The organism is Lentibacter algarum (assembly GCF_018860975.1).
Taxonomy (GTDB): domain Bacteria; phylum Pseudomonadota; class Alphaproteobacteria; order Rhodobacterales; family Rhodobacteraceae; genus Lentibacter; species Lentibacter algarum_A.
Genome location: NZ_JAHKQI010000001.1, coordinates 44,961 through 67,811 on the forward strand (window position 1 = coordinate 44,961; position 22,851 = coordinate 67,811).

A 22,851-nucleotide genomic window follows, 5' to 3' on the forward strand; every position below is an offset into this window, starting at 1 on the left:
GAGGGCGGATGGTCGATCGCTGTCGTCAAAAAGGTTCAACCCAACCGCCCCCGCTGCATCATCGGTGTGACACCGAAGGCGGTTCTGTAGACCCGCGAAAAATGTCCCGGGCTTTGGAACCCACATGCAACTGCTACGTCAATGACGGACATTTCCGTCTGGACAAGTAGGTGGCGGGCTCGCTCCAGTCGTAATTCCATGTAATACTTCTTTGGCGAAGCATTAAGATACTTCCCGAACAATCTTTCAAGTTGTCGAGTGGAAATTCCAATTTCGCGCGCAATCAACGACGGTGAGACAGGATTGTCCAAACTCTCGCTCATGCGTGCGATAGCTGCGGACAGATGCTTATTGCGCATTCCATTTCGCGATTGCAATGACACCTTTTGAGCGGCACTTGCTTCACGGACCGCATTGTAGACCATCTGATCAGCAATCGCGATGGATAGGTCATGACCATGATCCTGTGCTATGAGGTGCAACATCAAGTCAGCGGTCGCGGTACCACCCGAAGCAGTCGGATACTTTTCATCTGCAACAAATACGTTTCGTAGAAGGTTCACCTCGGGAAACTCTTCCATGAAACTGTCGTGGTACTCCCAGTGAATTGCCGCCTTAAGTCCATTCAGAAAGCCGCTCTGCGCGAGAATCCAGCTGCCGGAACATAGCCCACCAATCTGGGTGCTGCTGTGCCGGTCTTTACGTCGAAGCGCAGCCAGCAAAAAAGAATGGTCTGCGAATTGCATGTTGATGCCCGACAGGACGAACAGCCGGTCACAATTTGGCATATCATTGAAACGATGTTGAACCTCGACTCGGGTGCCGTCCGAACTGCACGCCCAAACTCCATCATACGAAGCATAGGCCCAGCTATACAATTGTTGTCCCGAAATTAGATTGGCGATCCGTAAGGGATCGACCGCACAGGCAAAGGCGATATGGGTGAAATCTTCAACCAGTGCGAACACAAAGTGCTGATTGGTAGTCATCTCTACAGCCTCAGTATGAGGTCCTGCGCGACCAGAATTAGCCGCACAGGATTTAGGAGGTTACTCAGCGGCAGCACGAGCTGCTTCAAGCCAGCTGTCGTAGGCCGCCTGATGTTCAGCAATCCACGCATCGACATGACCGTCGATGTCATCAGAGCTGTCTTCGCCCTGGGACATCAGCAGGTTTTGCGCAGAAATATCGTTCACGTCGAGTTTTGCCGATTTAAACAGGCTTGCAGCAGCTGGGTTTGCGGCAAGAAATTCATCGCGGGCAAGAATGTACATGGCGTCCACGGCAAAACCCAGATTGCGGCCGTTGAACTCAGTGTTTGCCTCAACACCGTCAGGCAGAGAGGTGTAGGGCACCGACAGCCATTCGACGTTGCCACCAGGTACAAGCTCGCCCGACACCCAGTAGGGGGTCCAAGTATAGTAGAGGATCGACTCGCCTGATTGCTGACGTGCGATCGCATCGGCAATCAAGGCGTTATAAGATCCTTGATTATGGGTTACGGTATCGCGCAGCCCGTATTCGGTAAGGTGATGCTCAATCACGCGCTCGCAACCCCAACCGGGCACACAACCAGCCAGATCGGCTGTGCCGTTACCGTCGGAATCAAAACGGGCGGCAACTTCTGCGTCGGCCAGTTGACCAAGGTCGGTGACCCCTGCGTCATAGCTGGCTTTGTCGACAAGATACCCTTGCACCATCCCATCAACGAACGGGCCGACACGCTCAAGCACATCATCCCCGCCGGATTCATCAAAGAATGCCTGCTGAAGATTTTCCCAGTGGATCGGATAGAAATCTGCGTCGCCGGTGCCAACGGACAGATGCGCTGTCTGAATTTCGGTTTCGAGAGGCGTGGCGACGGTATATCCGAGGTCTTCCAGTGCGCGGAAGATAATGCGGCTTTGAAAGTATTCTTCGGCAATCAGGCCGATGACCGGTTGAACGGTAACGCCTTCGCCGGGCATGTCCTCAGCCATCCCCGGTCCGGCTAGGATAGTTGTCGCGGTAAGCGCCGCCATTAGATTTCTTTTGAACATTTGGATTCTCCTCTGTTTGGTTCAGCTAGATTGGGTATCTGTTTATTTTTCCGTCCGTATCGACGGCGTGGTTTCGGTCTTCGGCTTGGTCAGCCGGACGACCAACCCTACCGGCCCAGATTGCCACCAATGGCGGTGACCTCGTTCCCGACCAGATTGGCCAAGCCCCTGCGATATGCGATCAAGCACGATAGCCAAAAGAACAATGCCAAGACCACCGACAATCGCTTTGCCGGCATCAAGCCGACCCATCGCACGCAGGACTTCATTCCCCAGACCTCCTACGGAAATCATTGATGCGATGACGACCATCGACAGCGCCAGCATGATCGTCTGGTTTACACCAGCCAGGATAGTTGGGGTTGCAAGCGGCAATTCAACCTTGACCAAAATCTGGCTTGGGCTGGCACCAAAAGCGCGCGCGGCTTCAACAACAGATGGGTTCACGCCGCGAATACCGAGCGAGGTAAGACGAATGAGCGGAGGCAACGCGAAAATGATCGTGACGATCACCCCGGAAACGTTACCAATGCCGACCAACATTACCACGGGTACTAGATAGACAAAGGCAGGAATGGTTTGCATCAAATCAAGTACGGGCCGGAGAATCTTCTCGAACGCGTCACTTTTGGCCGCGAGAATTCCGAGTGGAAGGCCGATGATAAAGCAAGCGATCACTGCCGCCATTACAATTGCAAGGGTCGTCATTGCTAACCCCCAAGCGTTGGGATCCAGAAAGCCCAAGGCTGAAAGGCACAATGCCACAATGATTGCGGGCCGTCTGCCAGCAGCTTGCCAGGCGATTATCGCGATCAAGACAAGCATGAGTAGCGGCGGAACGGCATGCAAAGCATCATCAATGAAAACAATAATATCGTTGAACACTGCCTTGATTGGTTGGATCAATTCGCGGTTGGAAATCGCCCATTGCTTGATACCGTCCGCACTGTCAGCGATCTCGAAATCAACGCTAGAAAAGGGATCAAGGATGTTAAATTTATTTTCTTCGTCCACGTCCTGTTCCTCTCTATGCCGTTTTTTCGGCAGGGCCGATATCGCCTTTGATGCCACGCAAGAGCGCGTTCTTTGTCACAACACCCGCTGGCTTGCCGTCAACCTTGACGACGATCGGCTGCTGCGTCGAAACGGCGAGGTCCACAAGACGATCCAGTGAATGATCTGGGCACGCCTCTGGGCAGGAATCGAGATCAAGCGGACCTTCACGCCGTGTATAAACGTCTATCTGCTCCATGATTTTGGCGGCCGAGATCAATCCCAGCTTGGAAATGCCGGCAACAAAATCGGCGACATAATCGTCCGCAGGGTTTGTCACGATATCCTCGGGGGTGCCGATCTGCACCAGCACACCATCCTTCATGATTGCAATGCGGTCGCCAATACGGATCGCTTCGTCCAGATCATGGGTAATGAATAGGGTCGTCTTTTTCATCTCAGACGACAGGGACATGAACTTGTCCTGAAGCTGGCGGCGGATCAGCGGGTCGAGGGCCGAAAATGGTTCGTCCATAAGAAGGATCGGTGGGTCGGCGGCAATGGCGCGGGCCAAGCCGACGCGCTGCTGCATGCCACCGGACAATTCGTCGGGATATTTTGCCTCCCAGCCGTCCAGTTCGACCGCCTTGATCGCGCGAAGAGCCGTCTGGGTCCGATCTTTTATGTCATGTCCACGCACCTCCTGACTGAAAGCGACGTTTTCCATAACCGTTCGATGCGGCATTAGCGCCATATTCTGGAACACCATGCCGATTTTTTCGGCCCGCAACGCGCGCAATTTTTTTTGCGAGACGTCATTGACGTTCTCCCCTTCGATGTGAATTGCGCCAGCGGTAGGTTCGATCAATCGGTTGATGTGACGGATCAGTGTCGACTTGCCAGAGCCTGACAGGCCCATGATGCAAAAAATTTCACCGCGGCGGACGTCGAAGCTGGCCTCGCGAACACCGACGACGCAGTCGAACTTGTCACGAATTTCGTCTTTGGACAGTCCCTGTGACTTTACAGCCTCAAGCGCCTCTGATGCGCGTCTGCCGAAAATCTTCCAAACGCCTTCGCAGCGGATCACTGCCTCTTCGGATTGTTGGGTCATGGTGTCCTCCTTGATGAGGAGGTTACACAAAATTCTATTGTAGACAAGTTGTATTTTTATAAGATACAAAAGACCTAATGACAACTTGGTCTATATTGATAATCAAGCTGGATATTTTGGAGGCACATCCGTGAGTGAAAAGTCAATCAGCAGGAAGATGTGGTGCGTCGAGGACTTGCGGAGGCGAATCCTGACGCAGGATTTCGAGCCTGGAAGCTACCTAGACGAGGCCGAGCTGGCGGAATTATACGAAATTTCTCGCCCGCCGCTGCGTGAGGCGTTTAACCAGCTTGCTGGTGAGGGATATGTCGTTCTGCAAAAGAACAGAGGGGCGCAGGTTGCCCCCATGACACATAAAACAATGCGCAACTTCTTCATGGCAGCTCCGATGATATACGCCGCGGTGACGCGCCTTGCCGCAGAGCACGCGACCGAGGCGCAGATTATGCGCTTGAAGGATGTGCAGACACTTTTCCGCAAGGCAATCCGGGATGGAGAAACTGCCGAGCGAGCCCTGATGAACCAGCGTTTTCACGCTGTCATCGGCGAGATGGCCGACAATGAATTTCTCACACCAAGCCTGCGACGCCTGCTGATCGACCATACCCGGATCGGCATGTCCTTTTACAACCCGCGCAACCACGCGATGGCAGAGCAACGCAATATCGCGGCGGACCAGCACGATCAGTTCATCGAGGCGATCGAGAACGGTGATGTAGATGGTGCTGCGAAATTGGCTGTCGATCACTGGGAACTGTCGCGGGCCGAAATCGAAAGTTTCGTAACACCAGACGGAATGCGGATTCCGCTCGGCCCTATGCCGGGCGATTTGAGCCAGAAAGGAGCCTCATGAAATTCGAAGGTATCTATACACCCGTCATCACTCCACACGCTGAGGATGGCTCCATCAATTGGGATGCGCTGACGGCGCAAATCGAACACCTTATTGCCTCTGGCGTTAACGGTCTAGTCAACGGGGGCTCAACGGGCGAATATTATGCCCAGAGCGTTGAAGAAAGGCGAGAGGTCGCGAGCTTCGTCAAGAGCGTCGTAGGTGACCGTCTGCCGCTAATCGTCGGTACGGTTGCGATACGGCTGCCCGATTCCATCGCCATGGCCGAACATGCGGCCAAGATTGGAGCATCGGCAATTCTTGTAGGCTCGCCGCCCTACTCGGTCCCGACCGAACGCGAAAACGCGCTGAATACACTCGCCATCGACCGTGCGGCGGATCTTCCCATCATGCTCTACAACTATCCCGGCCGGATGGGCATCGATATGGGCGAGGAGTTCCTTGACCGTGTCGGCCGTAGCCGAAATGTCTGCGCCATCAAGGAAAGCTCAGGGGATATCAACCGCGTGCATCTTCTGGCCCGGGATTATCCGCATATCCAAATGTCTTGTGGCATGGATGATCAGGCGCTTGAATTCTTTGCTTGGGGAGCGCGCAGCTGGGTTTGCGCGGGTTCAAATTTCCTGCCTGCCGAACATATTGCCCTGTGGCGGGCGTGCGCAGTGGAAGGCGATTTCGACAAAGGTCGCCGGATCATGGCGGCGATGATGCCGCTGATGCGGGTGTTGGAACAGGGTGGCAAGTTCATTCAATGCGTCAAGCATGGCTGCGAGATGATGGGTCAATATGCTGGCCCACCGCGTCCACCGCTGCGAACGCTGAACAAGGATGACAAAAGGCAACTGGAACAGGTAGTGCGGGTTCTCAAACGCACTGTGGCCCAAATCGAGGCCGATACGCAACTGGAGGCAGCCCAATGAGCGATCTTTTAACAACCGAGGAATATAAGGCAGTCGCAAGCGGCCTCGACCTTCCTACACAAGCGTTCATCGACGGGAGCTTTCGCCCTGCGTTATCTGGAAAGACCTTCGACACCCTCAATCCAGCAACAGGCTCAGTGCTTTGCAAAGTTGCCGCCTGCGGTCCTGACGATGTGGATTTTACCGTACAAAGAGCGCGCGATGCATTTGAGGACGGCCGTTGGTCGCGACTGCATCCTGGTGAGCGCAAGGACGCCCTGATCCGCCTGGCCAAGCTCCTCAAGCGCAATGCGCGTGAACTCGCTGTGATGGAAAGCCTTGATTCCGGCAAGACAATCTTTGATTGCGAAACCGTAGACGTGCCCGAAACCATCCATTGTCTGAAATGGCATGCCGAGTTGATCGACAAGATTTACGATCAGGTGGCACCTGCGTCTGACGATCATGTCGCTATGCTCGTTCGCGAACCTGTCGGTGTGGTGGGTCTTGTCCTGCCGTGGAATTTCCCACTGCTGATGCTGGCATGGAAAATCGGCCCCGCTTTGGCGGCCGGTTGCTCTGTGATCGTGAAACCGGCCGAGGAAACATCACTGACCGCGCTGCGTGTCGCAGAGTTGGCGATGGAGGCGGGCATACCTGCGGGCGTCTTAAACGTACTTCCCGGCTCTGGTCCTGATGTGGGGGAGCCGCTGGGGCGGCACATGGACGTCGATGGGGTCAGCTTTACCGGTTCGACCGAAACTGGTCGGCGTTTTTTACGCTATGCGGCTGAATCCAACCTCAAGGAAATTACGCTTGAAATGGGCGGCAAGAACCCCGCTGTGGTGCTCGACGATGCCGAGAACCTCGATCGCGTGGCCGCGCATGTCGTCAATGGCGCTTTCTGGAACATGGGAGAAAACTGTTCAGCCTCTTCGCGGCTCATTGTTCAGAAAGGCGTGAAGGACTCGCTACTGGAGCGGATCAAGGCGCATGCCCGTGAGTGGCCCATGGGTGATCCGCTTGACCCAGAAAACCGGGTCGGCGCGTTGGTATCGGCTGCGCATTTCGACAAGGTCATTTCTTTCCTGGGAAAAGGACCGAAAGTTCTGATGGGCGGTAAGGCCAAGAATGGATTCGTCGAACCGACGATTCTGGATGTCTCTCCGGATGCGCCGCAAGCGCGCGAAGAGATTTTCGGTCCGGTACTTTCGGTCCTCACTGTAGAAAGTTCTGACGAGGCAATAGCGCTCGCGAACGATACCGAATACGGTCTCGCTGCATCGATCTTCACTGCGAACCTCAAGCAGGCAATTCGTGGAGCACGGGCCATTCGGGCTGGAACTGTGACCGTGAACAGCTTTGGTGAAGGCGATATCTCCACTCCATTCGGCGGTTTCAAGGCAAGCGGTTTTGGGGGGCGAGACAATGGCATCCACGCGCACGACCAGTACACCCAGCTTAAAACGATCTGGATCGATCTGGCAGACGATACGGACGAGGCCGTGAGTTGAAGCAACTGACCGTAAATCGATTGCCGGCCCTTCCGGGGCCGGCGGCCTGGAACGCTATTCTGGGGCCAACATCCGAACTTCCGCGTATAGAGAGCAAGCAAACCGCAGACGTCGTGATCGTCGGTGCCGGATTTGCGGGACTGTCAGCGGCGCGGCGGGTGCATCAGATCGACCCACAGGCGCGTATCGTCCTGCTCGAGGCAGGGCGTATCGCCGAAAGTTCGGCCGGCCGCAACTCCGGTTTCATGATCGACCTGCCGCATGAGCTTACTTCGGACGATTATGCCGGGGCTGGTGATGATAAGGCGATGATTGCTCTGAACAGGCAGGCGATCAACTTTGCCGATACCGCCGTGAAAGACTATCAGATCGACACGAACTTCTTTGATCGTGCGGGCAAGGTGAACGGGGCCGCCAGTCTCTCTGCCCATGCCCACAACGAAAGCTATGCTAGACATCTTGCCACGCTGGGTGAGCGATCGGAGATGCTGGATGCGCAGGCGATGGCCCATCTGACCGGTTCACGGCACTATCTGTCGGGTCTTTACACGCCCGGAACGGTCATGTTGCAACCGGCTGGCTATATCAGGGGCCTGGCTGCCGGAGTGCTGCGCGACGGCATTGCAATATATGAGGAAAGCCCGGTAATCTCACTGATCAGAGAAGGCGATGCTTGGCGTGTGAACACGCCCGGCGGCCAGATCAGCGCGGGCCGTGTTATTCTGACCGCGAATGGCCATCTTGAAAGCTTTGGCTTTGAAAAGGGCCACCTGATGCAGTTGTTCCTTTACGCAGTCATGACACCGGAACTGGATGCCGACGCGCTGGCCAGGCTGGGCGGGCAAAGCCGTTGGGGCATTACACCCTCGGACCCGATGGGCACGACAGTCAGGCGCATCGACACCGCACAGGGAGGAAACCGCATCGTCACCCGTACTTGCGCCACCCTTGCGCCAGGATGCCGTATTGGTGCCAATCATGTCGCACGTGCCGCGCGGGTCATGCAGAAGAAATTTGATGCCCGCTTTCCAAAGCTTGCAGGTATGCAGATGGAACATAAATGGGCCGGGCATCTGTGCCTGACGCTAAACGGAGTGTCCGTTATGCGGCAGCTGGATGACGGGCTGTTTTCGGGCTGCGTTCAGAACGGGCTAGGCACAACGCGCGGCACGTTGACCGGCATAGGTGCCGCCGAACTGGCGTGCGGCGTCGAAAGCGATATCACACGTCATTTCACTTGCGAGGCAAGGCCCAAACGTTTGCCGCCGCAACCCTTCCTGCAGATCGGCGCGAACGCGATCCTGCGCTACAAAGAATGGCGTGCGCGGCACGAATGATTGCCGTTATTGCGGCGAGCGCAGCAACCTGCTCAGGCCACGTGGTACGCATGGCGGGCCGAATGTGCTTGATCTTGTGGCCAGCGTCATGTGGAAAATACGGGCTTACCAAACACTCTCCATGCGTTCGGGTGCGACTGTTGCTGCAATGTGTACGCAGGCTGCTGCAATGATATCACTGCCCCAGGCGTCATCGCAGGTATGGGGTAGATTACGGGCCGCGCAGATGTCCCGAAACACCCGCATCGGATGTGCGCCAACGCACTGCCCAGCAGGCCTGAAACGCTTACGCCCAGACGCTTGCCCCTCCGGCGTGCGCCTCGGCATAAGTCGGTCCGACGGGGCGGGTTTCGCCCCACCCTGTTGTGCCGTCTTCGACCACCAGTTTGACCAAGGTCGAGGTCAGCGACCTGACATCGCCACTGGCTATACGATAAGGCCCACCCTTGACCGGAAGTTCGTGCTGGTACAGATAAATCTACGCTATCCGCGGCGCTCAGCCGGATGCAGGCGTTTGGATAGCGGGTGCAAAAGAAGACCCGCCACAAAGGGCGGGTCCAGTCGGGGAGGTATCCATCAGTAATCTTGGTTCAGCGCCTCAGCGGCCGGAATTTCGCGTTCGCGCTTTGCGATATAGTCGCAAAGTTCTTCGTCCTTGCTTTCATCAAGTTTAGGTTCCTGATATTCTGACAGAAGCTTTTTGGCGAATTCCAGTGCGCGCTGAGTAATTTCCTTAGATCCGTCCGCAACCCATTGCTCGATCGAGTTGTTGTCGAAAAGCTCTGGCATAAAAAACGCGCTCTGAAAATTCTCTAGCGTATGCGGATGGCCAAGGTAGTGACCGCCTGGCCCAACGTCTGGCACTGCCGATAGCGCCTCATCGAAATCCTGCCATTTCGGGCCCTCGGCCATGCGGTAAGCCATGGCGCATTGTTCGGCATCCACCACGAATTTGGCGACGGAACAGTGCATTCCGGCCTCGTTCCAACCCGCCGAATGCCAGATATAATTCGCGCCTGCATGGATGACCGAAGACAGCGTTGTGGCGCTTTCATATCCGGCCTGCGCATCGAATGTCTTGGCGCTGCCTAGCGTGTTCGATGTCCGCCAGGGCACGCCGTAATGCCGCGCCATCTGCCCGATCATGAAGTTCATCAGGCTTATCTCAGGCGTGCCTGCCATGGGCGCGCCGGATTTCATGCTAACCGTTGACAGGTAGTGACCGTAAATCGCAGGACAACCACGACGGATGACCTGTGTATAGGCCAATGCCGACAACGCCTCGGCGTTGAGCTGCGCTACAGTTGCGGGAACGCTTGCAGGAGTATTCGCCCCGCCAAGTACGAATGGAGAGCACAACACCGGCTGGTTGCGGCGGCAGAACGCTCGCATTGCGCCCAACATCGTTTCGTCCCACACAAGCGGTGAATTGCCGTTGCAGTTGCCCGTGGTAACCGGGTTTTGTTCCATAAAGTCTTCGCCAAAGAGTATGGCGCACATATCCATCACATCTTCGGCGTTCTTCGGACTTGTGGTCATACCCATAAAGGTCTTGTCAGAATATTTCATAGACGAATAGGTAATGCGCAAATGCCGCTGGCTGATCGGGTGATCATAGGGTTCGACAATATGATGCGCCGACGAATGCAGGGCCGGAAGCATGTGCGACAGCTTGTGGAACATTGCAAGATCGTCAAGTGTCGGATTGCGTCGCACGTCCTCAAGGTCACGCAAATAGGGTGCGCCTGTCATTGGGACAAAGATCGAGTGGGGGCCACCAAGGCGTACATTGTTGGCTGGATTGCGGGCTGAATAGGTGAAATCCCCAGGAATTGTTGCGATCAGATCGCGCACAAGTCCTCGATCGAGATAGACCATCTCGCCTTTCACCTTGGCACCAGCGGCCTTCCAGTCAGCCAAGGCAATCGGATCGCGAAACTGCACGCCGACATTCTCGAGGATGTTCATGGATGCCTCATCGATCTTCTCGACAAGGGCACCATCCATTACCTCACAGACAGGCAAGGCGCGAGTGAGACCGGGAAGCATCGTGAAATCACGAGTTGTCCGAAGGGTCTGGCGGGCTGATCGGCCGCCACTACGAGTACGTGTTGCTGGTTTGGTCACTGTATCGGACATCTGATAGTTCCCCCAATTTTACGCATACTGTCGATCACTAAGGCGGTCCCCATGTGCAGATTTGCGAAGTTTCATTGCAGAAAGCGACACAGACACAGATTCCCACTTCGGGTTTAGAGAATGTTATACGTCTAATTCGACGGCACCGATTGGTTTGGAACAACATGCCAGAATGTACCCATCCTCAATGTCGTCCTCCGAGATTCCACCGTTATGCACCATATGGACATCGCCAGCTATTTTCCTGACTTTACATGTGCCGCAGACACCAAAGGTGCATCCAGAAGGAATGACAATGCCTGCATTACGGGCAACGGCCAGCACAGTGTCTGTTTCGTTGCACTCGGCGATGACGTCCGAACCCGCAAAGGCAATGCTTGCTACCACGTCTTTATCGGGCACGATATCGTCATGCTCGGGAAGCTGATCGTCTTTTTTGACGGGCGCGCCAAAGCTCTCCTGATGATACCGCTCCATATCGCAACCAAGTGCGATCAGCATTTCACGCACCGCATCCATGAACGGCTCGGGACCGCAACAATACACGTCTCGTTCCAGGTAGTCGCCTGCGATCAAGCCAATCGTGAGTTGATTGAGACGACCGCGTAAGCCTGTCCAGACACGGTAGGGGTCGTCTTCCTCGACGATGAAAAACAACCGGATCGACGGAACTCGCGATGCCATTTGTTCGAGCCGTTGCCTCGAAATGATGTCCTGAGGTCGTTGCGCACAATGAACAAAGGTCACGTCAATGTTAGTGCCACGATCAAACAGATATGTGGTCATCGCCAGCGACGGCGTAATACCCGATCCTGCTGAGATGAAAAGGTATTTCTTGTTCTCCTTGCGAGGCAACGCAAAGATCCCGGCCGGGCCGGTCGCCTTGATCTGCATGCCCGGCTTCAGGTGATCGAGCATCCATCGTGTCCCAATGCTGCCGGGCTGCGCCTTGACAGTAACGGAAATCGTCATGGGCCGCGATGGGGATGACGAAATCGTATAGGTTTTCCATACGGTACCTCCCGGCACAGGCAGCTCCAGCGTCAGGAATTGCCCAGGCTCATACCGAAACTGAGCCTCGGACGACGGCACGAAGCTAAAGGTTGCTGTATTCGGCGCTTCCGGAACGACCGAACAGCAAACCAGCGGTTCCGCATCGGTCCAGATTCCGGCGTCCGACGAGGCCATCAAATCAGACTGCATTACCATATGCTCACTCCGCCGCGATTTTTGAAGCGCCGCCGGTAATCCTGCGGATCATTGTGGACGCATACCAGTCGGTGAATTGGATGTTGCCGCCTTCGTGCGTCGGAGAATAGGGGCCGGGTTGATAGGCGGGCGTCTGAATGCCACGCTGGTTGTTCTCAACCACTTCGCGATCCTCGTCGTTGGTTGCAAGCCAGACTTCGGTCAAACGTTTCAAGTCATAGTCCTGGCCTTCTACGGCATCCTTGTGGACCAGCCATTTGGTGCACACTTCGGTTTCCAAAGGACTGATCGGAGTGACACGGAACAGAATGATGTGGTCCGATAAAAAATGGTTCCAGGTGCCAGGATACTTGAATTTCAACAACGCGCCGGCGTCCTTGAACGGCAGCGACGAGTTGGGCTTTGTCACTGCAACCTTTCCATCCAAGGTATAGCTCTCGGCGGTATCCAGTAGCGGCGTGCGCACGAAACGCCACTCGCCATCAGCGGCAATCTTGTAGGCTGACAATGCGCCCACGGCTTCGCAGCGCTCGGTATGGCCCGCTTGCATGCCAGCCATTTCACCGCTGCCATCATTGCCGATGACGCGCGGGTCTTCCGGGAAGGTGCGGCAAAGCGACGGGTGATTGCCCGCGCAATGGTAGCATTCGCGGTTGTTTTCCCAAACAAGCTTCCAGTTGCCTTTTTCAACAATCGTGCTCTCAAAAGCTACTTTTGAGTTTTCAAGATCGTGCTTTGCAAGGTAGCGTGCTGTCTCGGCCGCAAACTCACCAACCGCCGGTGCATCGTCAGCAAGGCAAATGTATACTAGGCCCGACAGGTTTTGGCATTGCACCTGCTTCAAACCATGTTTGGATGGGTCAAACTCGGGGCCCATGTCGCGGGCCCAAATCAGCCGCCCGTCAAGCTCGTAGGTCCACTGGTGGTAGGGGCAGACCAGCTTCGGGCTAGACCCTTTTTTGGCTTTGCACAGTACAGACCCGCGATGTCGGCAAGAGTTGTGAAACGCACGGATTATGCCATCCGTTCCGCGCACGATAACAACGGAATATGTGCCTATCTCATGGACGATGTAGTTACCTGGTTTCGGTATTTCACAAGCAGGCGCGGCGAATATCCAATCGCGGTACCAAATATGGTCCATTTCAACATGAAACACACCAGGGTCACAGTACAGATCTTGCACAAGCGAATGTTCAGGCTTGCGGCGCATGAGAGTGGACAGAACGTCGGCTTCGCGAAGCATGGAAATCTCCAGACTGTTGGACTGCGCAAGATGGCAGAACCATGTTTGTAGGGTCAGTGTTTCAAGGTCTGAGAGCCGATGGATCGATTCCCTTCCTTCCGCTTAGAATTCCCCTTCCCGAGCCTTGGCACGTTGAAAATTGCGACACGGGTAATCGGAATTGCGACGGAACGTTCTTCAGCTCTTGTCGTTCAAAAGGATTCCAACAATGGGATCAGTGGGATCACCCTTTTGGGCTTTCACGTCAAAGGCTTTCCACCCAATCATTCCACGCATGTGGCTCAGCGTTACCACAACACGGATCATATAATTCCAGTTGGTCAAAGCTGGGCATCATGTTGGCGGATAGGTGTCGAACTGGAAGCTTCCTTGACGATCTCTGAAGCCATCAAACACAATAACTGGGGCTGCTGTTACCTGCGCCTACCTACGCCCCAAAAGCCGACGGAGACCGACCCTCGGTTGGGCCCCAGTGCGGCTTGTCGAAACGCTAATTAGTTACGACCGCGAAACTACGGCTCAATTGGGCATCTTCTAAGATGGGTAAGGCAACAGACTAGCGGCTACAATCTAACGGTGACAACCATGCCAGTATTGCCTCTTCGACGACAATTGGCGGATCATCGACTGTCCTGATTTCAGCCGGACAAACCTACGTTTGCTATTCTTGTATTGCTCAATCGAACACCGAAGCGTAAATTTGCAGGTGTTGGTTCCACGTATAGTGTACCTCGTCCCGGAACCACTAAGTACTTTTGTTTTCATACAGTAGTTATAGTTTTTGAGGCGTCTACGACTTGTCGGTTTCTTCGCCTGTTCGGCCTCCCGCTTCTTTTGGTCTGCTTCCAGCAGGCCAAACACGTTGCGTCGGCGATCATCTGTGCTGGGGCCAAGCTCTTTGCCGTCAATAAGCGCGGCCACCCCTGTCGCGATAAAACTCGTCAATGCTGATTGTAGGTCTGGTGAGACTCCGTCAAGCTGTTGCTGGACAATCAACGTCAAAACCCCAGTCACGATGGAGGACTGAACGCTCATGTTCTCGATTGGCAGTTGATATGTCGTTGTTGCTGTGCGGTTCGCTTGAGCGTGCAAACTTCCGTACAGGTTATGGGCTTGAATTTGAGCCGACAAAGGCATGCGGGGGTTGGTCGCCGAATAGCCGCCTTGGACAAACCGAGTTTGGTTGCCCTTCGGAGGCCCGTAAACAGCGCGCTCCAATTGCAAAACTGCATCGGCCATTGTGTTGGTAACATAGCGTGTTCCCGCGGCAGAAAGGGTTTGTGATAGATAGTACGACCCACCCAAAGGGGGCTGGGTGAGCCCTCCCATGCGCCCTGCAAGATGGCTCGATACAATGGCGCTATCTTTATACTTGTGGATCTGCGCCATCTGACGGCGCGCATTTGCCCGCCTCTGGCGCTCTGCTTCCTCGGCACGGCGTTGTTGTTCCCGCTGTTGGCGTTGAAACTCTTTTTGAGCAGCCACTTCGCGCCGGTGTTCCGCGAGAGCGCGGTTCATTTTTATTCGGCACAGCGCCTGTTTGCGCTCAAACTTGGCTCTGATCTCGCACGACTTGTGCATATATTGAACGCAGGCTCTGGGCCAGCCGCCCCCACATGACACTTTCTCATTGCGCCACCCGGGTGAGCTCGTGGAGATTTTTGCCAATTTGTTGAAGCAGGCCGAGTATTTTTGACTCTGTTGCTTGATCAGCGCGTGCTTGAGCGGAACATAGTTACAGTCTCGAAACGATGTCGGGTATTCGAGCGAGCCTGAATGGCCAGCAGTTGCAACCAACATGGCAAAGCTTGATAGAACCACCAACCTGAGAAAATTCATATGTGCACCACTGTCCCACCTGTCCAGCTTTTTCACCCGCCACACTCGCGCAGTGCTAAGCCAAAGTCTATTGATTTTAAAAGGTTCTAAAGGCACGTTATTAGCACACGATGAGCTGCAGGAGATCTAATGCTTCGTATATTTGCCCTAACTTTGTTTCTTCTGCTTCCACATTTTCTTGTTGCACAGGTCGTCACGCCGGACGCGGAAAAGGCGCGCGGAGCCGCAATCACCGATGATGTTCAGGCTCTAAAAAGCATGACTCTCGACAAGGTGGATGTGACCAGCTTTCGTTTTGAAAGCCGCCCATTGCTGTCATATGCGGCAGGATACGGCAGCGAAGAAGCCACGCGATACCTGCTGGAAATTGGTGCCGATATCAACGCCCTTGATGCTGACGGATACACCGCCGTCATGCGTGCCCTTGAAGCCGGTTATACCGAGATCGCCAAGTTTCTTTCCACAAAGGGTGCAGACCTTACGAGTATCGCAAACGATGGCCACACCGTGCGGACATTGGCCGAGCAAGCCGGTCTCGAAGGCTTCGGCCCCGAACCCACCAACACGCCAATACTCGTCTTGACACTGAGCGAAGCCAATCAGATCGCGCTGGCGGCAGCTGAAGCTGGCGACCTTATCGCTTACAAATTTGCGTTCGAAAATGGTGCGGATAAAGCCGTAAAAGCCAAAAATGGCTGGAGCGCCCTGATGCTCGCTGCATTGGGAGGTAAGGCTGATATTGTTGACTACATCATTGACCAAGGCCACGGGCCAAGCGCTCCCGCTTCATCTGTATATCGCGTTGACGGTGTCACGGCCATTCACGCCGCTTTGGTTAAGACCAACGGGAAGACGGGCGACACTGTTGCCCAAATCCTGACGCGCCTAAAGCAGACCAAGCCATTTACGCAAGAGTTCCAGAATACCGAGTTCCGTACGATCGTCGATCGCTCCAAATTCAGCCCGGTGTCCAAAGCAAAAATTGGTGCTTTCTTTCCCTACGCGAAGTTACCGCCGCTTGACTATGCTTTGCCAACCAACACCCCTGAAACCCTTGAAGGTTGGAAAACAGTCCAAAGAGTTCTTGCTGCTAAAGGCCTTTATAAAGGGTCTGTCGATGGCAAGCCCGGGCCGAACACCTATCGTGCTTTACTAGCCTATATTGAGCCACTCGCCCAAGATATTCTTGAACGCACAGAGACCGCATCAACCCGCTCATTTGAAACTCTCGGCCAAGCCAAAACAAACAAATCTGGATACGCCTTTTTAGGTTATCACGATGCGACGTCTTTCTCAGGGCAGTTAGGGGAGTTTAGCCCTGCTTTGGGGAAGCAGTTCGGCTACTATCTGGCTGTAAACGGCAATCTGGTGAGCGGCCAAGTTACTAAAGGTGGCTACCTCTTCTACACTTACGAAAGAGACGGCATCAAAGCCCAACTTCATTTCGGCGATCCGAATGACACGGAAAACGCCCAGAGTGGGTCTGTGTCGTTTTACGTCAACCTGTTTGACAAAAGGATCAGCGTCTTTTTTTACAAAGACAAGACGACATTTTGCCCACCTGATTTCAAGAATTGCATCGACTCATCCCTCGTGCGTGACTTCTCGAAATACAATGATCGTCAGGCCATGTTTGCGGCTCTCAAGAAACGCAAAAAAGAGCAAACCGAAGCTGAGGCCATTCGAAAGCGGGATGCGGCAGTGGCCCGCGGCAAAGAGGCCGACAAGCGAGCCAAAGAACGAGAGTTGGCTCGCCGGCCCCAATTGCAGGGTGGCGATGTTTTGTTGTCAGAACAGCAGTTCCAAGACTTTCTAGTAGATCGCGTTCAAGTTTTTAGTGATCGCTACAAAGTCCAGTTTACCAAACGTATGACGTTTACGTTCTGGGAGTCTGACGGAACGATCTCAAACAAAGGAACTTACACAATCCAGCCGAACGGGCACATTTGTACAAAGAGGGAAAACAAAAAGCCTTTTTGCCACGCTTGGGTCGTCAACAATGATCGTGTGGTTATGATTGTTCAGTCAAAGCGCTATGCATTGAAAAAGTCGGCGTCTATCCTGCAGCAAGAGGCCGATGACCGCGCAAAACAGTTGGCTGCAAAAACAGACGACAGCGGCAAAGACATCGCCGACGGTCTGTTAACCCATGATCAGTTTCAAAACCTTATCGTTGATCGAAAAATACGAACCTCGACCGGACTTGAATTTCTCGCAACCCGTGATGGTATTTATTCAGAATGGGTGATGGGCAACCGCTCAACTAGCGTAAAGTACACGTTCAAGGGAGGGTATCTATCATACCGCAACAAAGCGGGCAAACTGCGGGTCAAAAAACTGGTTTACTCAGATGGGAAACTTTTTCTAGTCACGAGGGACGTCAGAGTGCGGATATTCGTTGATCAGTGATCGCAGCGGTGTGAGCGGCCTATGCATTATCAGGACGACCTTAACAATTTCTGTGCCGGTTCCCTATTGCTCCTTCCAACTTTGATTTTCTGATTGTGAAGAAGGTGGTAGAATACTCTTTCAGGCTTGTTGAGAGATTTGCGGTCGTGCTGTTGGAGCCATTGACCAGCAATTGGTGACGACTACCTGGCCATCGCCAGAAACTTCTGCGGCTGCAGCGAAAGTCTGGTTTTCGCCTTTTGAAATCTAAGCTCCCGCCCTTTTGAGTTGCACTGTATAGCGCCAGTATCAGACGGTTTTCCGCACCTGTTTGGCTGCTTATCGAAAGATATCTGCCCCTGTCCGTCGTGAGGGCTTTTGTGTGGTCCAGTTGTCTGTCTCATCTCCCACTCCTCAATGGTAAAGATGCCCAAGAACAATGTGTTAGCCAAAGGCACCTTTGGCCGTGAACTCATTTAGGATTTTGGCAAAAACCCTCGTGGCAACAGACGGAACTTCCTCAGCGCGGCTCATGATCCCTACGGCACCAAGTGTCGCGGCCATGTCGATCTTGAGCGGAACAAGCCGGCCTTTGGCAATATCATCTGCCACAACACCTTTGCTTATGACCCAAACAGTCGCGGGGTCGGCCAATGTAACAGCGCGTCCAAAGGCTGGCGATGCCGTCTCAATCCGGTTTTGGAAAAGTGGTATCCCTTGAGAAATCAACAGCCGTGCAACCAGCGGGCGGATTGCGGAATCTTTTGGCGGGTACAAAACCCGAAAGCCCTCAAGTGCTTCAAAATCACGGGTCTGCAAGGCACGGCTGTCGGGGTTGGCGACGATGACAACTTCTTCAGAATAGAGTTGCTGAAAGCTTAACCCCACCATCGTGTCCGGTTTGCCCAAACGCCCAACCACCAAATCCAGGCCACCACTCCTAAGGCGCGCTGTAAGATCATGGTGCGGGCCTTCGTGAACCTCCAAAAGAGTATCGGGGCTTTTCTGCGTAAAGGCGATTGTAACCTGCGGAGCAAGAGAGGACGCAACACTCGGCAACAACCCGACGTTTAACTGCCCCGCTGTCGCACTCGCGGCCCTAATACTGCGCAATCCATGCCTGAGCGCCGCCGTGCTTTGTTCGGCAAATTGCAAGAACACTTCACCCTCGGGTGTGAGCAAAACGCCGGCACGGCTGCGCTGCATCACGACCACACCCAAGATGTCTTCGAGCTCTTTCAATGTCTTTGATATCGCGGGTTGTGTCAGGTTCAACTGCTCCGCCGCAAGTTTGAAACTGCGCGCGCGGGCGATCGCGCTGAATGCATCGAGATGACGAAACTTGATACGGCGATCCATATGCTTTCCAAAAATGGCAAGTAAATTGCGAGATAAGTCATTTTTAATTGCCGTAAATGCATGTGATCATCAAGCAATAAATGCAGGGAGCGAGCCATGAAAACTCAGGTCGCAATCATTGGCGGGGGGCCTTCCGGGCTATTGCTGGCGCAGCTATTGCACACGCGCGGAATCGAAAGTGTCGTGCTGGAACGCAAAACAAAAGACTATGTTCTTGGCCGCATCCGCGCGGGTGTGCTGGAACAAGGGTTGGTGAGCCTGATGGAAGAGGCCGGATGCGCCGAACGGTTGCATGCGGAAGGGATCCCCCACGACGGCACGCTCATTTCTTATGGCGACGAGTTGTTTCGCGTTGATTTCAACGACCTCACCGGCACCCCTGTGATGGTCTATGGCCAGACCGAGGTCACCCGTGATCTCTATGAAGCGCGCGAAAAGGCCAACGGCAAAACCGAATTCAACGTCGAAGACGTGGTGATCCACGGCGCGGACACGGACACCCCGCATCTGGCATATACCGTCGCAGGCGAAGCACGTCGGCTTGATTGCGATTTTGTCGCGGGCTGTGACGGGTTCCATGGCGTGAGTCGCCAGACGATCCCGCTGGATGTCCGGCGCGAGTATGAAAAAGTTTATCCTTTCGGCTGGCTCGGCATCCTGTCAGAAACACCCCCCGTCAATCACGAACTGATCTACGCCAACTCTCCGCGCGGCTTTGCGCTTTGCTCCATGCGTAACGAGAACCTCAGCCGCTACTACATTCAATGTTCGCTGAGCGATAAACCCGAAGACTGGACAGACGAAGCGTTTTGGCAGGAGCTCAAGCGTCGTATCCCAGCCGATCAGGCGGAAAAGCTGATCACAGGGCCGAGCATCGAAAAATCAATCGCGCCGCTGCGGTCTTTTGTGACTGAACCGATGCGTTGGGGGCGGTTGTTTTTGTGCGGGGACGCGGCCCATATCGTACCCCCCACAGGCGCCAAAGGGCTGAACACCGCCGCGTCTGACGTGCATTACCTCTACAACGGGCTGCGAGAGTTCTACGAGAACAACAGCAACGACGGGATCGACAGCTATTCAGAAAAAGCGCTGGCGCGGATCTGGAAAGCGGAGCGGTTCAGCTGGTGGTTCTCGTCCCTCATGCACACCTATCCTGACCAATCCGAATTTGACCTGAAGATGCAGGTCGCTGAAATCGAGTTCCTGCGCTCGAACAAGGCCGCTCAGCAGGCAATGGCAGAGAACTATGTCGGACTTCCCTATTGATCCAGCCGAGCAGCCATGCGGCGAATGCTCTGGCGCTTTCGCTATCCACTTGAACCCGTATTTGAAGGAACATGCTTATGTCAGACCGTTTTGAGCAAGGGATGGCGACGCGCCGTTCTGTGCTGGGGGACGCTCATGTTGATCGTGCCGAGGCGGAAAAGTCCGCTTTTGACGAACCGTTCCAGAGCATGATCACCGAAGGCGCATGGGGCACGCTCTGGTCGGATGACTCGATTTCCAAACGCGACCGCTCCATGTTGACACTGGCCTTGCTGGCCGCGACCGGGAATTTCGAAGAAATCCCGATGCACGTGCGCGCGACTGCAAACACGGGCGCGTCGCCAAAAGACGTTTTACAAGCCTTTATGCACGTCGCAGTCTATGCTGGCGTGCCGAAAGCCAATCATGCAATCAAGCTCGCCAAGCAGACTTATGCAGAGATGGGAGTTACCTTATGAGCAATGTGAACACACCTCCTAAAGCGGGCGGCTTCATTCCGCGCGACCGCCTGTGGCAACCCGACGCCCTGACACCGCCATATAAAACCAGTGTGAAACGCAGCCCACAAGCGGCGCTGTTGTCTTTTCCCACAACTCTTAGCGAAGAAACATCGCCCGTCTTTGGCCACAGCATGTTGGGCGATCTGGATAATGATCTGATTCACAACTACGCCGCCGCTGGAGAAAGTGCTATCGGCCCCCGCATCATCGTGCATGGTCGGGTGCTGGATGAAAACGGGCGAGGTGTTCCCGGTGCCTTGCTCGAATTCTGGCAAGCAAACGCGGGTGGCCGCTACCGTCACAAAAAGGAAAGCTACCTTGCCGCGCTTGACCCCAACTTTGGCGGCTGCGGGCGCACCATCACGGCCGAAGACGGCAGTTACGAGTTTCGCACAGTTCAGCCCGGCCCCTACCCGTGGCCCAATGGCATGAATGACTGGCGCCCGGCGCACATTCACTTTTCAATCTTCGGGCATGGTTTCGCGCAGCGCCTGATCACCCAGATGTATTTCGAAGGGGACCCGCATATCAAGCTTTGCCCGATTGTCGGCGTGCTGAAAAGCCAAGAGGCCGTTGACGCCTTGACGGCGCCCTTGGACATGAACCGCACTGTCCCGATGGACAGCCGAGCGTTCAAGTTTGACATTGTCCTGCGCGGGCAGCGTCAAACCTATTTCGAGAACCGCAAGGAGGGTCTTTGATCATGACACAGAAGCTTGATTATCTACGCGAAAGCCCAAGCCAAACTGCGGGCCCTTATGTGCACATCGGCTGCACACCTAACTTCACCGGCATTGATATCTATGGTGGAGATCTGGGCACCTCCATGAAAACAGGCCCTGTTCAAGGGACGGAAATCACCATCAAAGGCACGGTGTTTGACGGCACCGGCACGCCGCTGCGCGATGCTATGGTTGAAATCTGGCAGCCCGACGCCGCCGGTCTGTTTCCCTCGGCCAACGAAACGCGTGGCACGCCTGATCCCAACTTTACCGGTTGGGGCCGTTCCCCCGGTGACATGAGCACAGGTGAGTTCACCTTCGAAACCGTAAAGCCCGGCGCTGTCCCCTTCCCTGATGGCCGGATGCAAGCGCCGCATATCACCGCGTGGATCGTGGCCCGAGGCATCAACATCGGTCTCCACACCCGCATCTATTTCGAGGACGAGCCAGAGGCCAACGCGGCGGATCCGATCCTCAGCCGGATCGAACATCAAAACCGCATCCCGACCCTACTTGCCAGGAAGCAGGATGACGGCAGCTACCGTTTTGACGTTCATCTGCAAGGGCCTAACGAAACCATCTTTTTTGATATCTGAGGTAAACATGACCAACCCTTGCATCATTTGCGTCGCCATCACGGGGTCACTGCCAACAAAGGACAACAACCCTGCGGTGCCAATCACGGTTGCTGAACAGATCGAAAGCACCCATGAGTCATTCGAAGCTGGTGCCAGCATCGCCCATTGTCATGTGCGCGACGACGATGGAAAACCAACCTCCGACCCCGACCGCTTTGCGCGGCTCAAAGAGGGGCTGGAACAGCATTGCCCCGGTATGGTTCTGCAGTTCTCGACAGGCGGGCGCTCTGGGGCGGGGCGCGATCGCGGCGGCATGCTGCCATTGCGGCCCGACATGGCATCCCTGTCAGTGGGCTCAAACAACTTTCCCACACGGGTTTATGAAAACAGCCCTGATCTTGTTGACTGGCTCGCGTCAGAAATGCTGGAGCATGATGTGAAACCGGAAATCGAAGCCTTTGATTTGGGGCACATCGTTCAAGCAACGCGGATGGCAGCAGACGGGCGTCTCAAAGCCCCGCTCTATGTGCAATTCGTCATGGGCGTCAAAAATTCCATGCCGGCTGATGAACCAATCTTTGATTTCTATATCGAAACGCTCAATCGTCTCGCGCCTGACGCACAGTGGTGCGCAGCCGGAATAGGCCCGGCGCAATTGACCATCAACGAATGGGCAATATCCAAAGGTGGCCACACCCGAACAGGGCTTGAGGATAACGTCCGGCTGGATCGCGACACCCTCGCGCCGTCAAACGCGGCGCTGGTCAAACGTGCTGCTGATCTATGCGAAAAACACGAGCGCCCCGTCGCCACATGGCAGCAAACGCGCGACATCCTCGGGCTGCGCCCAGCCTGA

At 54.8% G+C, this 22,851-nt stretch carries 19 protein-coding genes; 10 read left to right on the forward strand and 9 right to left on the reverse strand.

Features of this window, described 5'->3' with window-relative positions:
- Positions 1-35 precede the first annotated feature (35 nt).
- Genes KO498_RS00210 through KO498_RS00225 form a run of 4 tightly spaced genes read right to left on the reverse strand, consistent with a single transcriptional unit; the run spans position 36 to position 4,146 of the window.
- Positions 36-989, reverse strand: coding sequence for a GlxA family transcriptional regulator (locus KO498_RS00210; protein WP_215957855.1), 954 nt, complete (start codon positions 987-989; stop codon positions 36-38).
- 60 nt (positions 990-1,049) lie between these two features.
- On the reverse strand, positions 1,050-2,039 hold the full coding sequence (proX, locus tag KO498_RS00215; RefSeq protein ID WP_215957856.1) for a glycine betaine/L-proline ABC transporter substrate-binding protein ProX: 990 nt from the start codon (positions 2,037-2,039) through the stop codon (positions 1,050-1,052).
- Between the two features lie 42 nt (positions 2,040-2,081).
- Positions 2,082-3,053, reverse strand: a complete 972-nt coding sequence (locus tag KO498_RS00220; protein ID WP_215957857.1) for an ABC transporter permease — start codon at positions 3,051-3,053, stop codon at positions 2,082-2,084.
- 13 nt (positions 3,054-3,066) lie between these two features.
- Positions 3,067-4,146 carry a quaternary amine ABC transporter ATP-binding protein gene (locus KO498_RS00225; protein WP_215957858.1) on the reverse strand — a complete coding sequence of 360 codons (1,080 nt, stop codon included), beginning with the start codon at positions 4,144-4,146 and terminating at the stop codon, positions 3,067-3,069.
- Positions 4,147-4,276: 130 nt separating this feature from the next.
- Between KO498_RS00225 and KO498_RS00230 the strand changes: the two genes are divergently transcribed.
- The 4 genes from KO498_RS00230 to KO498_RS00245 are packed head-to-tail and all read left to right on the forward strand — an operon-like array spanning position 4,277 to position 8,749.
- Positions 4,277-4,999, forward strand: a complete 723-nt coding sequence (locus KO498_RS00230; RefSeq protein ID WP_215957859.1) for a GntR family transcriptional regulator — start codon at positions 4,277-4,279, stop codon at positions 4,997-4,999.
- The gene (locus KO498_RS00235; protein WP_215957860.1) at positions 4,996-5,919 is read left to right on the forward strand and encodes a dihydrodipicolinate synthase family protein; all 924 of its coding nucleotides are present in this window, start codon (positions 4,996-4,998) and stop codon (positions 5,917-5,919) included. Before KO498_RS00230 ends, KO498_RS00235 begins: the two co-directional genes overlap by 4 nt.
- Positions 5,916-7,412, forward strand: a complete 1,497-nt coding sequence (locus tag KO498_RS00240) for an aldehyde dehydrogenase (RefSeq protein ID WP_215957861.1) — start codon at positions 5,916-5,918, stop codon at positions 7,410-7,412. Before KO498_RS00235 ends, KO498_RS00240 begins: the two co-directional genes overlap by 4 nt.
- On the forward strand, positions 7,409-8,749 hold the full coding sequence (locus KO498_RS00245) for an NAD(P)/FAD-dependent oxidoreductase (RefSeq protein ID WP_215957862.1): 1,341 nt from the start codon (positions 7,409-7,411) through the stop codon (positions 8,747-8,749). Before KO498_RS00240 ends, KO498_RS00245 begins: the two co-directional genes overlap by 4 nt.
- 576 nt (positions 8,750-9,325) lie before the next feature.
- Here the strand turns inward: KO498_RS00245 and KO498_RS00250 are convergent.
- The 4 genes from KO498_RS00250 to KO498_RS00265 form a co-directional block, all read right to left on the reverse strand.
- Entirely contained in the window at positions 9,326-10,888 is a 1,563-nt protein-coding gene (locus KO498_RS00250; protein ID WP_215957863.1) for a trimethylamine methyltransferase family protein, read from the reverse strand.
- Positions 10,889-11,011: 123 nt separating this feature from the next.
- A complete protein-coding gene (locus KO498_RS00255; protein ID WP_215957864.1) occupies positions 11,012-12,097 on the reverse strand; it encodes a hybrid-cluster NAD(P)-dependent oxidoreductase in 1,086 nt (361 codons plus the stop codon).
- A gap of 4 nt (positions 12,098-12,101) precedes the next feature.
- A complete protein-coding gene (locus KO498_RS00260; protein ID WP_215957865.1) occupies positions 12,102-13,343 on the reverse strand; it encodes an aromatic ring-hydroxylating oxygenase subunit alpha in 1,242 nt (413 codons plus the stop codon).
- Between the two features lie 570 nt (positions 13,344-13,913).
- Positions 13,914-15,218 carry a hypothetical protein gene (locus tag KO498_RS00265; RefSeq protein WP_215957866.1) on the reverse strand — a complete coding sequence of 435 codons (1,305 nt, stop codon included), beginning with the start codon at positions 15,216-15,218 and terminating at the stop codon, positions 13,914-13,916.
- Between the two features lie 93 nt (positions 15,219-15,311).
- Between KO498_RS00265 and KO498_RS00270 the strand changes: the two genes are divergently transcribed.
- Positions 15,312-17,591 carry an ankyrin repeat domain-containing protein gene (locus tag KO498_RS00270; protein WP_215957867.1) on the forward strand — a complete coding sequence of 760 codons (2,280 nt, stop codon included), beginning with the start codon at positions 15,312-15,314 and terminating at the stop codon, positions 17,589-17,591.
- A 423-nt stretch (positions 17,592-18,014) separates the two neighbouring features.
- Here KO498_RS00270 and pcaQ read toward each other — a convergent pair whose 3' ends face one another.
- On the reverse strand, positions 18,015-18,929 hold the full coding sequence (gene pcaQ, locus KO498_RS00275; RefSeq protein ID WP_215957868.1) for a pca operon transcription factor PcaQ: 915 nt from the start codon (positions 18,927-18,929) through the stop codon (positions 18,015-18,017).
- Between the two features lie 96 nt (positions 18,930-19,025).
- On the opposite strand from pcaQ, the gene pobA reads away from it, so the two are divergent.
- From pobA to KO498_RS00300, 5 genes are all read left to right on the forward strand, one after another.
- Positions 19,026-20,195, forward strand: coding sequence for a 4-hydroxybenzoate 3-monooxygenase (pobA, locus tag KO498_RS00280; RefSeq protein ID WP_215957869.1), 1,170 nt, complete (start codon positions 19,026-19,028; stop codon positions 20,193-20,195).
- 77 nt (positions 20,196-20,272) lie between these two features.
- Positions 20,273-20,653, forward strand: coding sequence for a 4-carboxymuconolactone decarboxylase (gene pcaC / locus KO498_RS00285; protein WP_215957870.1), 381 nt, complete (start codon positions 20,273-20,275; stop codon positions 20,651-20,653).
- Positions 20,650-21,396, forward strand: coding sequence for a protocatechuate 3,4-dioxygenase subunit beta (pcaH, locus tag KO498_RS00290; protein ID WP_215957871.1), 747 nt, complete (start codon positions 20,650-20,652; stop codon positions 21,394-21,396). The genes pcaC and pcaH overlap by 4 nt, the downstream gene beginning before the upstream one ends.
- A gap of 2 nt (positions 21,397-21,398) precedes the next feature.
- Entirely contained in the window at positions 21,399-22,013 is a 615-nt protein-coding gene (pcaG, locus tag KO498_RS00295; protein WP_215957872.1) for a protocatechuate 3,4-dioxygenase subunit alpha, read from the forward strand.
- 7 nt (positions 22,014-22,020) lie between these two features.
- A complete protein-coding gene (locus KO498_RS00300; RefSeq protein ID WP_215957873.1) occupies positions 22,021-22,851 on the forward strand; it encodes a 3-keto-5-aminohexanoate cleavage protein in 831 nt (276 codons plus the stop codon).

Coding starts and splice junctions, on each gene's coding strand:
- KO498_RS00300 (WP_215957873.1), top strand. CDS start 22,021: ATGACCAACCCTTGCATCATTTGCGTCGCCATCACGGGGTCACTGCCA.
- pcaQ (WP_215957868.1), bottom strand. CDS start 18,929: ATGGATCGCCGTATCAAGTTTCGTCATCTCGATGCATTCAGCGCGATC.
- KO498_RS00210 (WP_215957855.1), bottom strand. CDS start 989: ATGACTACCAATCAGCACTTTGTGTTCGCACTGGTTGAAGATTTCACC.
- KO498_RS00225 (WP_215957858.1), bottom strand. CDS start 4,146: ATGACCCAACAATCCGAAGAGGCAGTGATCCGCTGCGAAGGCGTTTGG.
- KO498_RS00255 (WP_215957864.1), bottom strand. CDS start 12,097: ATGGTAATGCAGTCTGATTTGATGGCCTCGTCGGACGCCGGAATCTGG.
- pcaG (WP_215957872.1), top strand. CDS start 21,399: ATGACACAGAAGCTTGATTATCTACGCGAAAGCCCAAGCCAAACTGCG.
- KO498_RS00260 (WP_215957865.1), bottom strand. CDS start 13,343: ATGCTTCGCGAAGCCGACGTTCTGTCCACTCTCATGCGCCGCAAGCCT.
- pcaH (WP_215957871.1), top strand. CDS start 20,650: ATGAGCAATGTGAACACACCTCCTAAAGCGGGCGGCTTCATTCCGCGC.
- pcaC (WP_215957870.1), top strand. CDS start 20,273: ATGTCAGACCGTTTTGAGCAAGGGATGGCGACGCGCCGTTCTGTGCTG.
- pobA (WP_215957869.1), top strand. CDS start 19,026: ATGAAAACTCAGGTCGCAATCATTGGCGGGGGGCCTTCCGGGCTATTG.
- KO498_RS00240 (WP_215957861.1), top strand. CDS start 5,916: ATGAGCGATCTTTTAACAACCGAGGAATATAAGGCAGTCGCAAGCGGC.
- KO498_RS00270 (WP_215957867.1), top strand. CDS start 15,312: ATGCTTCGTATATTTGCCCTAACTTTGTTTCTTCTGCTTCCACATTTT.
- KO498_RS00250 (WP_215957863.1), bottom strand. CDS start 10,888: ATGTCCGATACAGTGACCAAACCAGCAACACGTACTCGTAGTGGCGGC.
- KO498_RS00235 (WP_215957860.1), top strand. CDS start 4,996: ATGAAATTCGAAGGTATCTATACACCCGTCATCACTCCACACGCTGAG.
- proX (WP_215957856.1), bottom strand. CDS start 2,039: ATGTTCAAAAGAAATCTAATGGCGGCGCTTACCGCGACAACTATCCTA.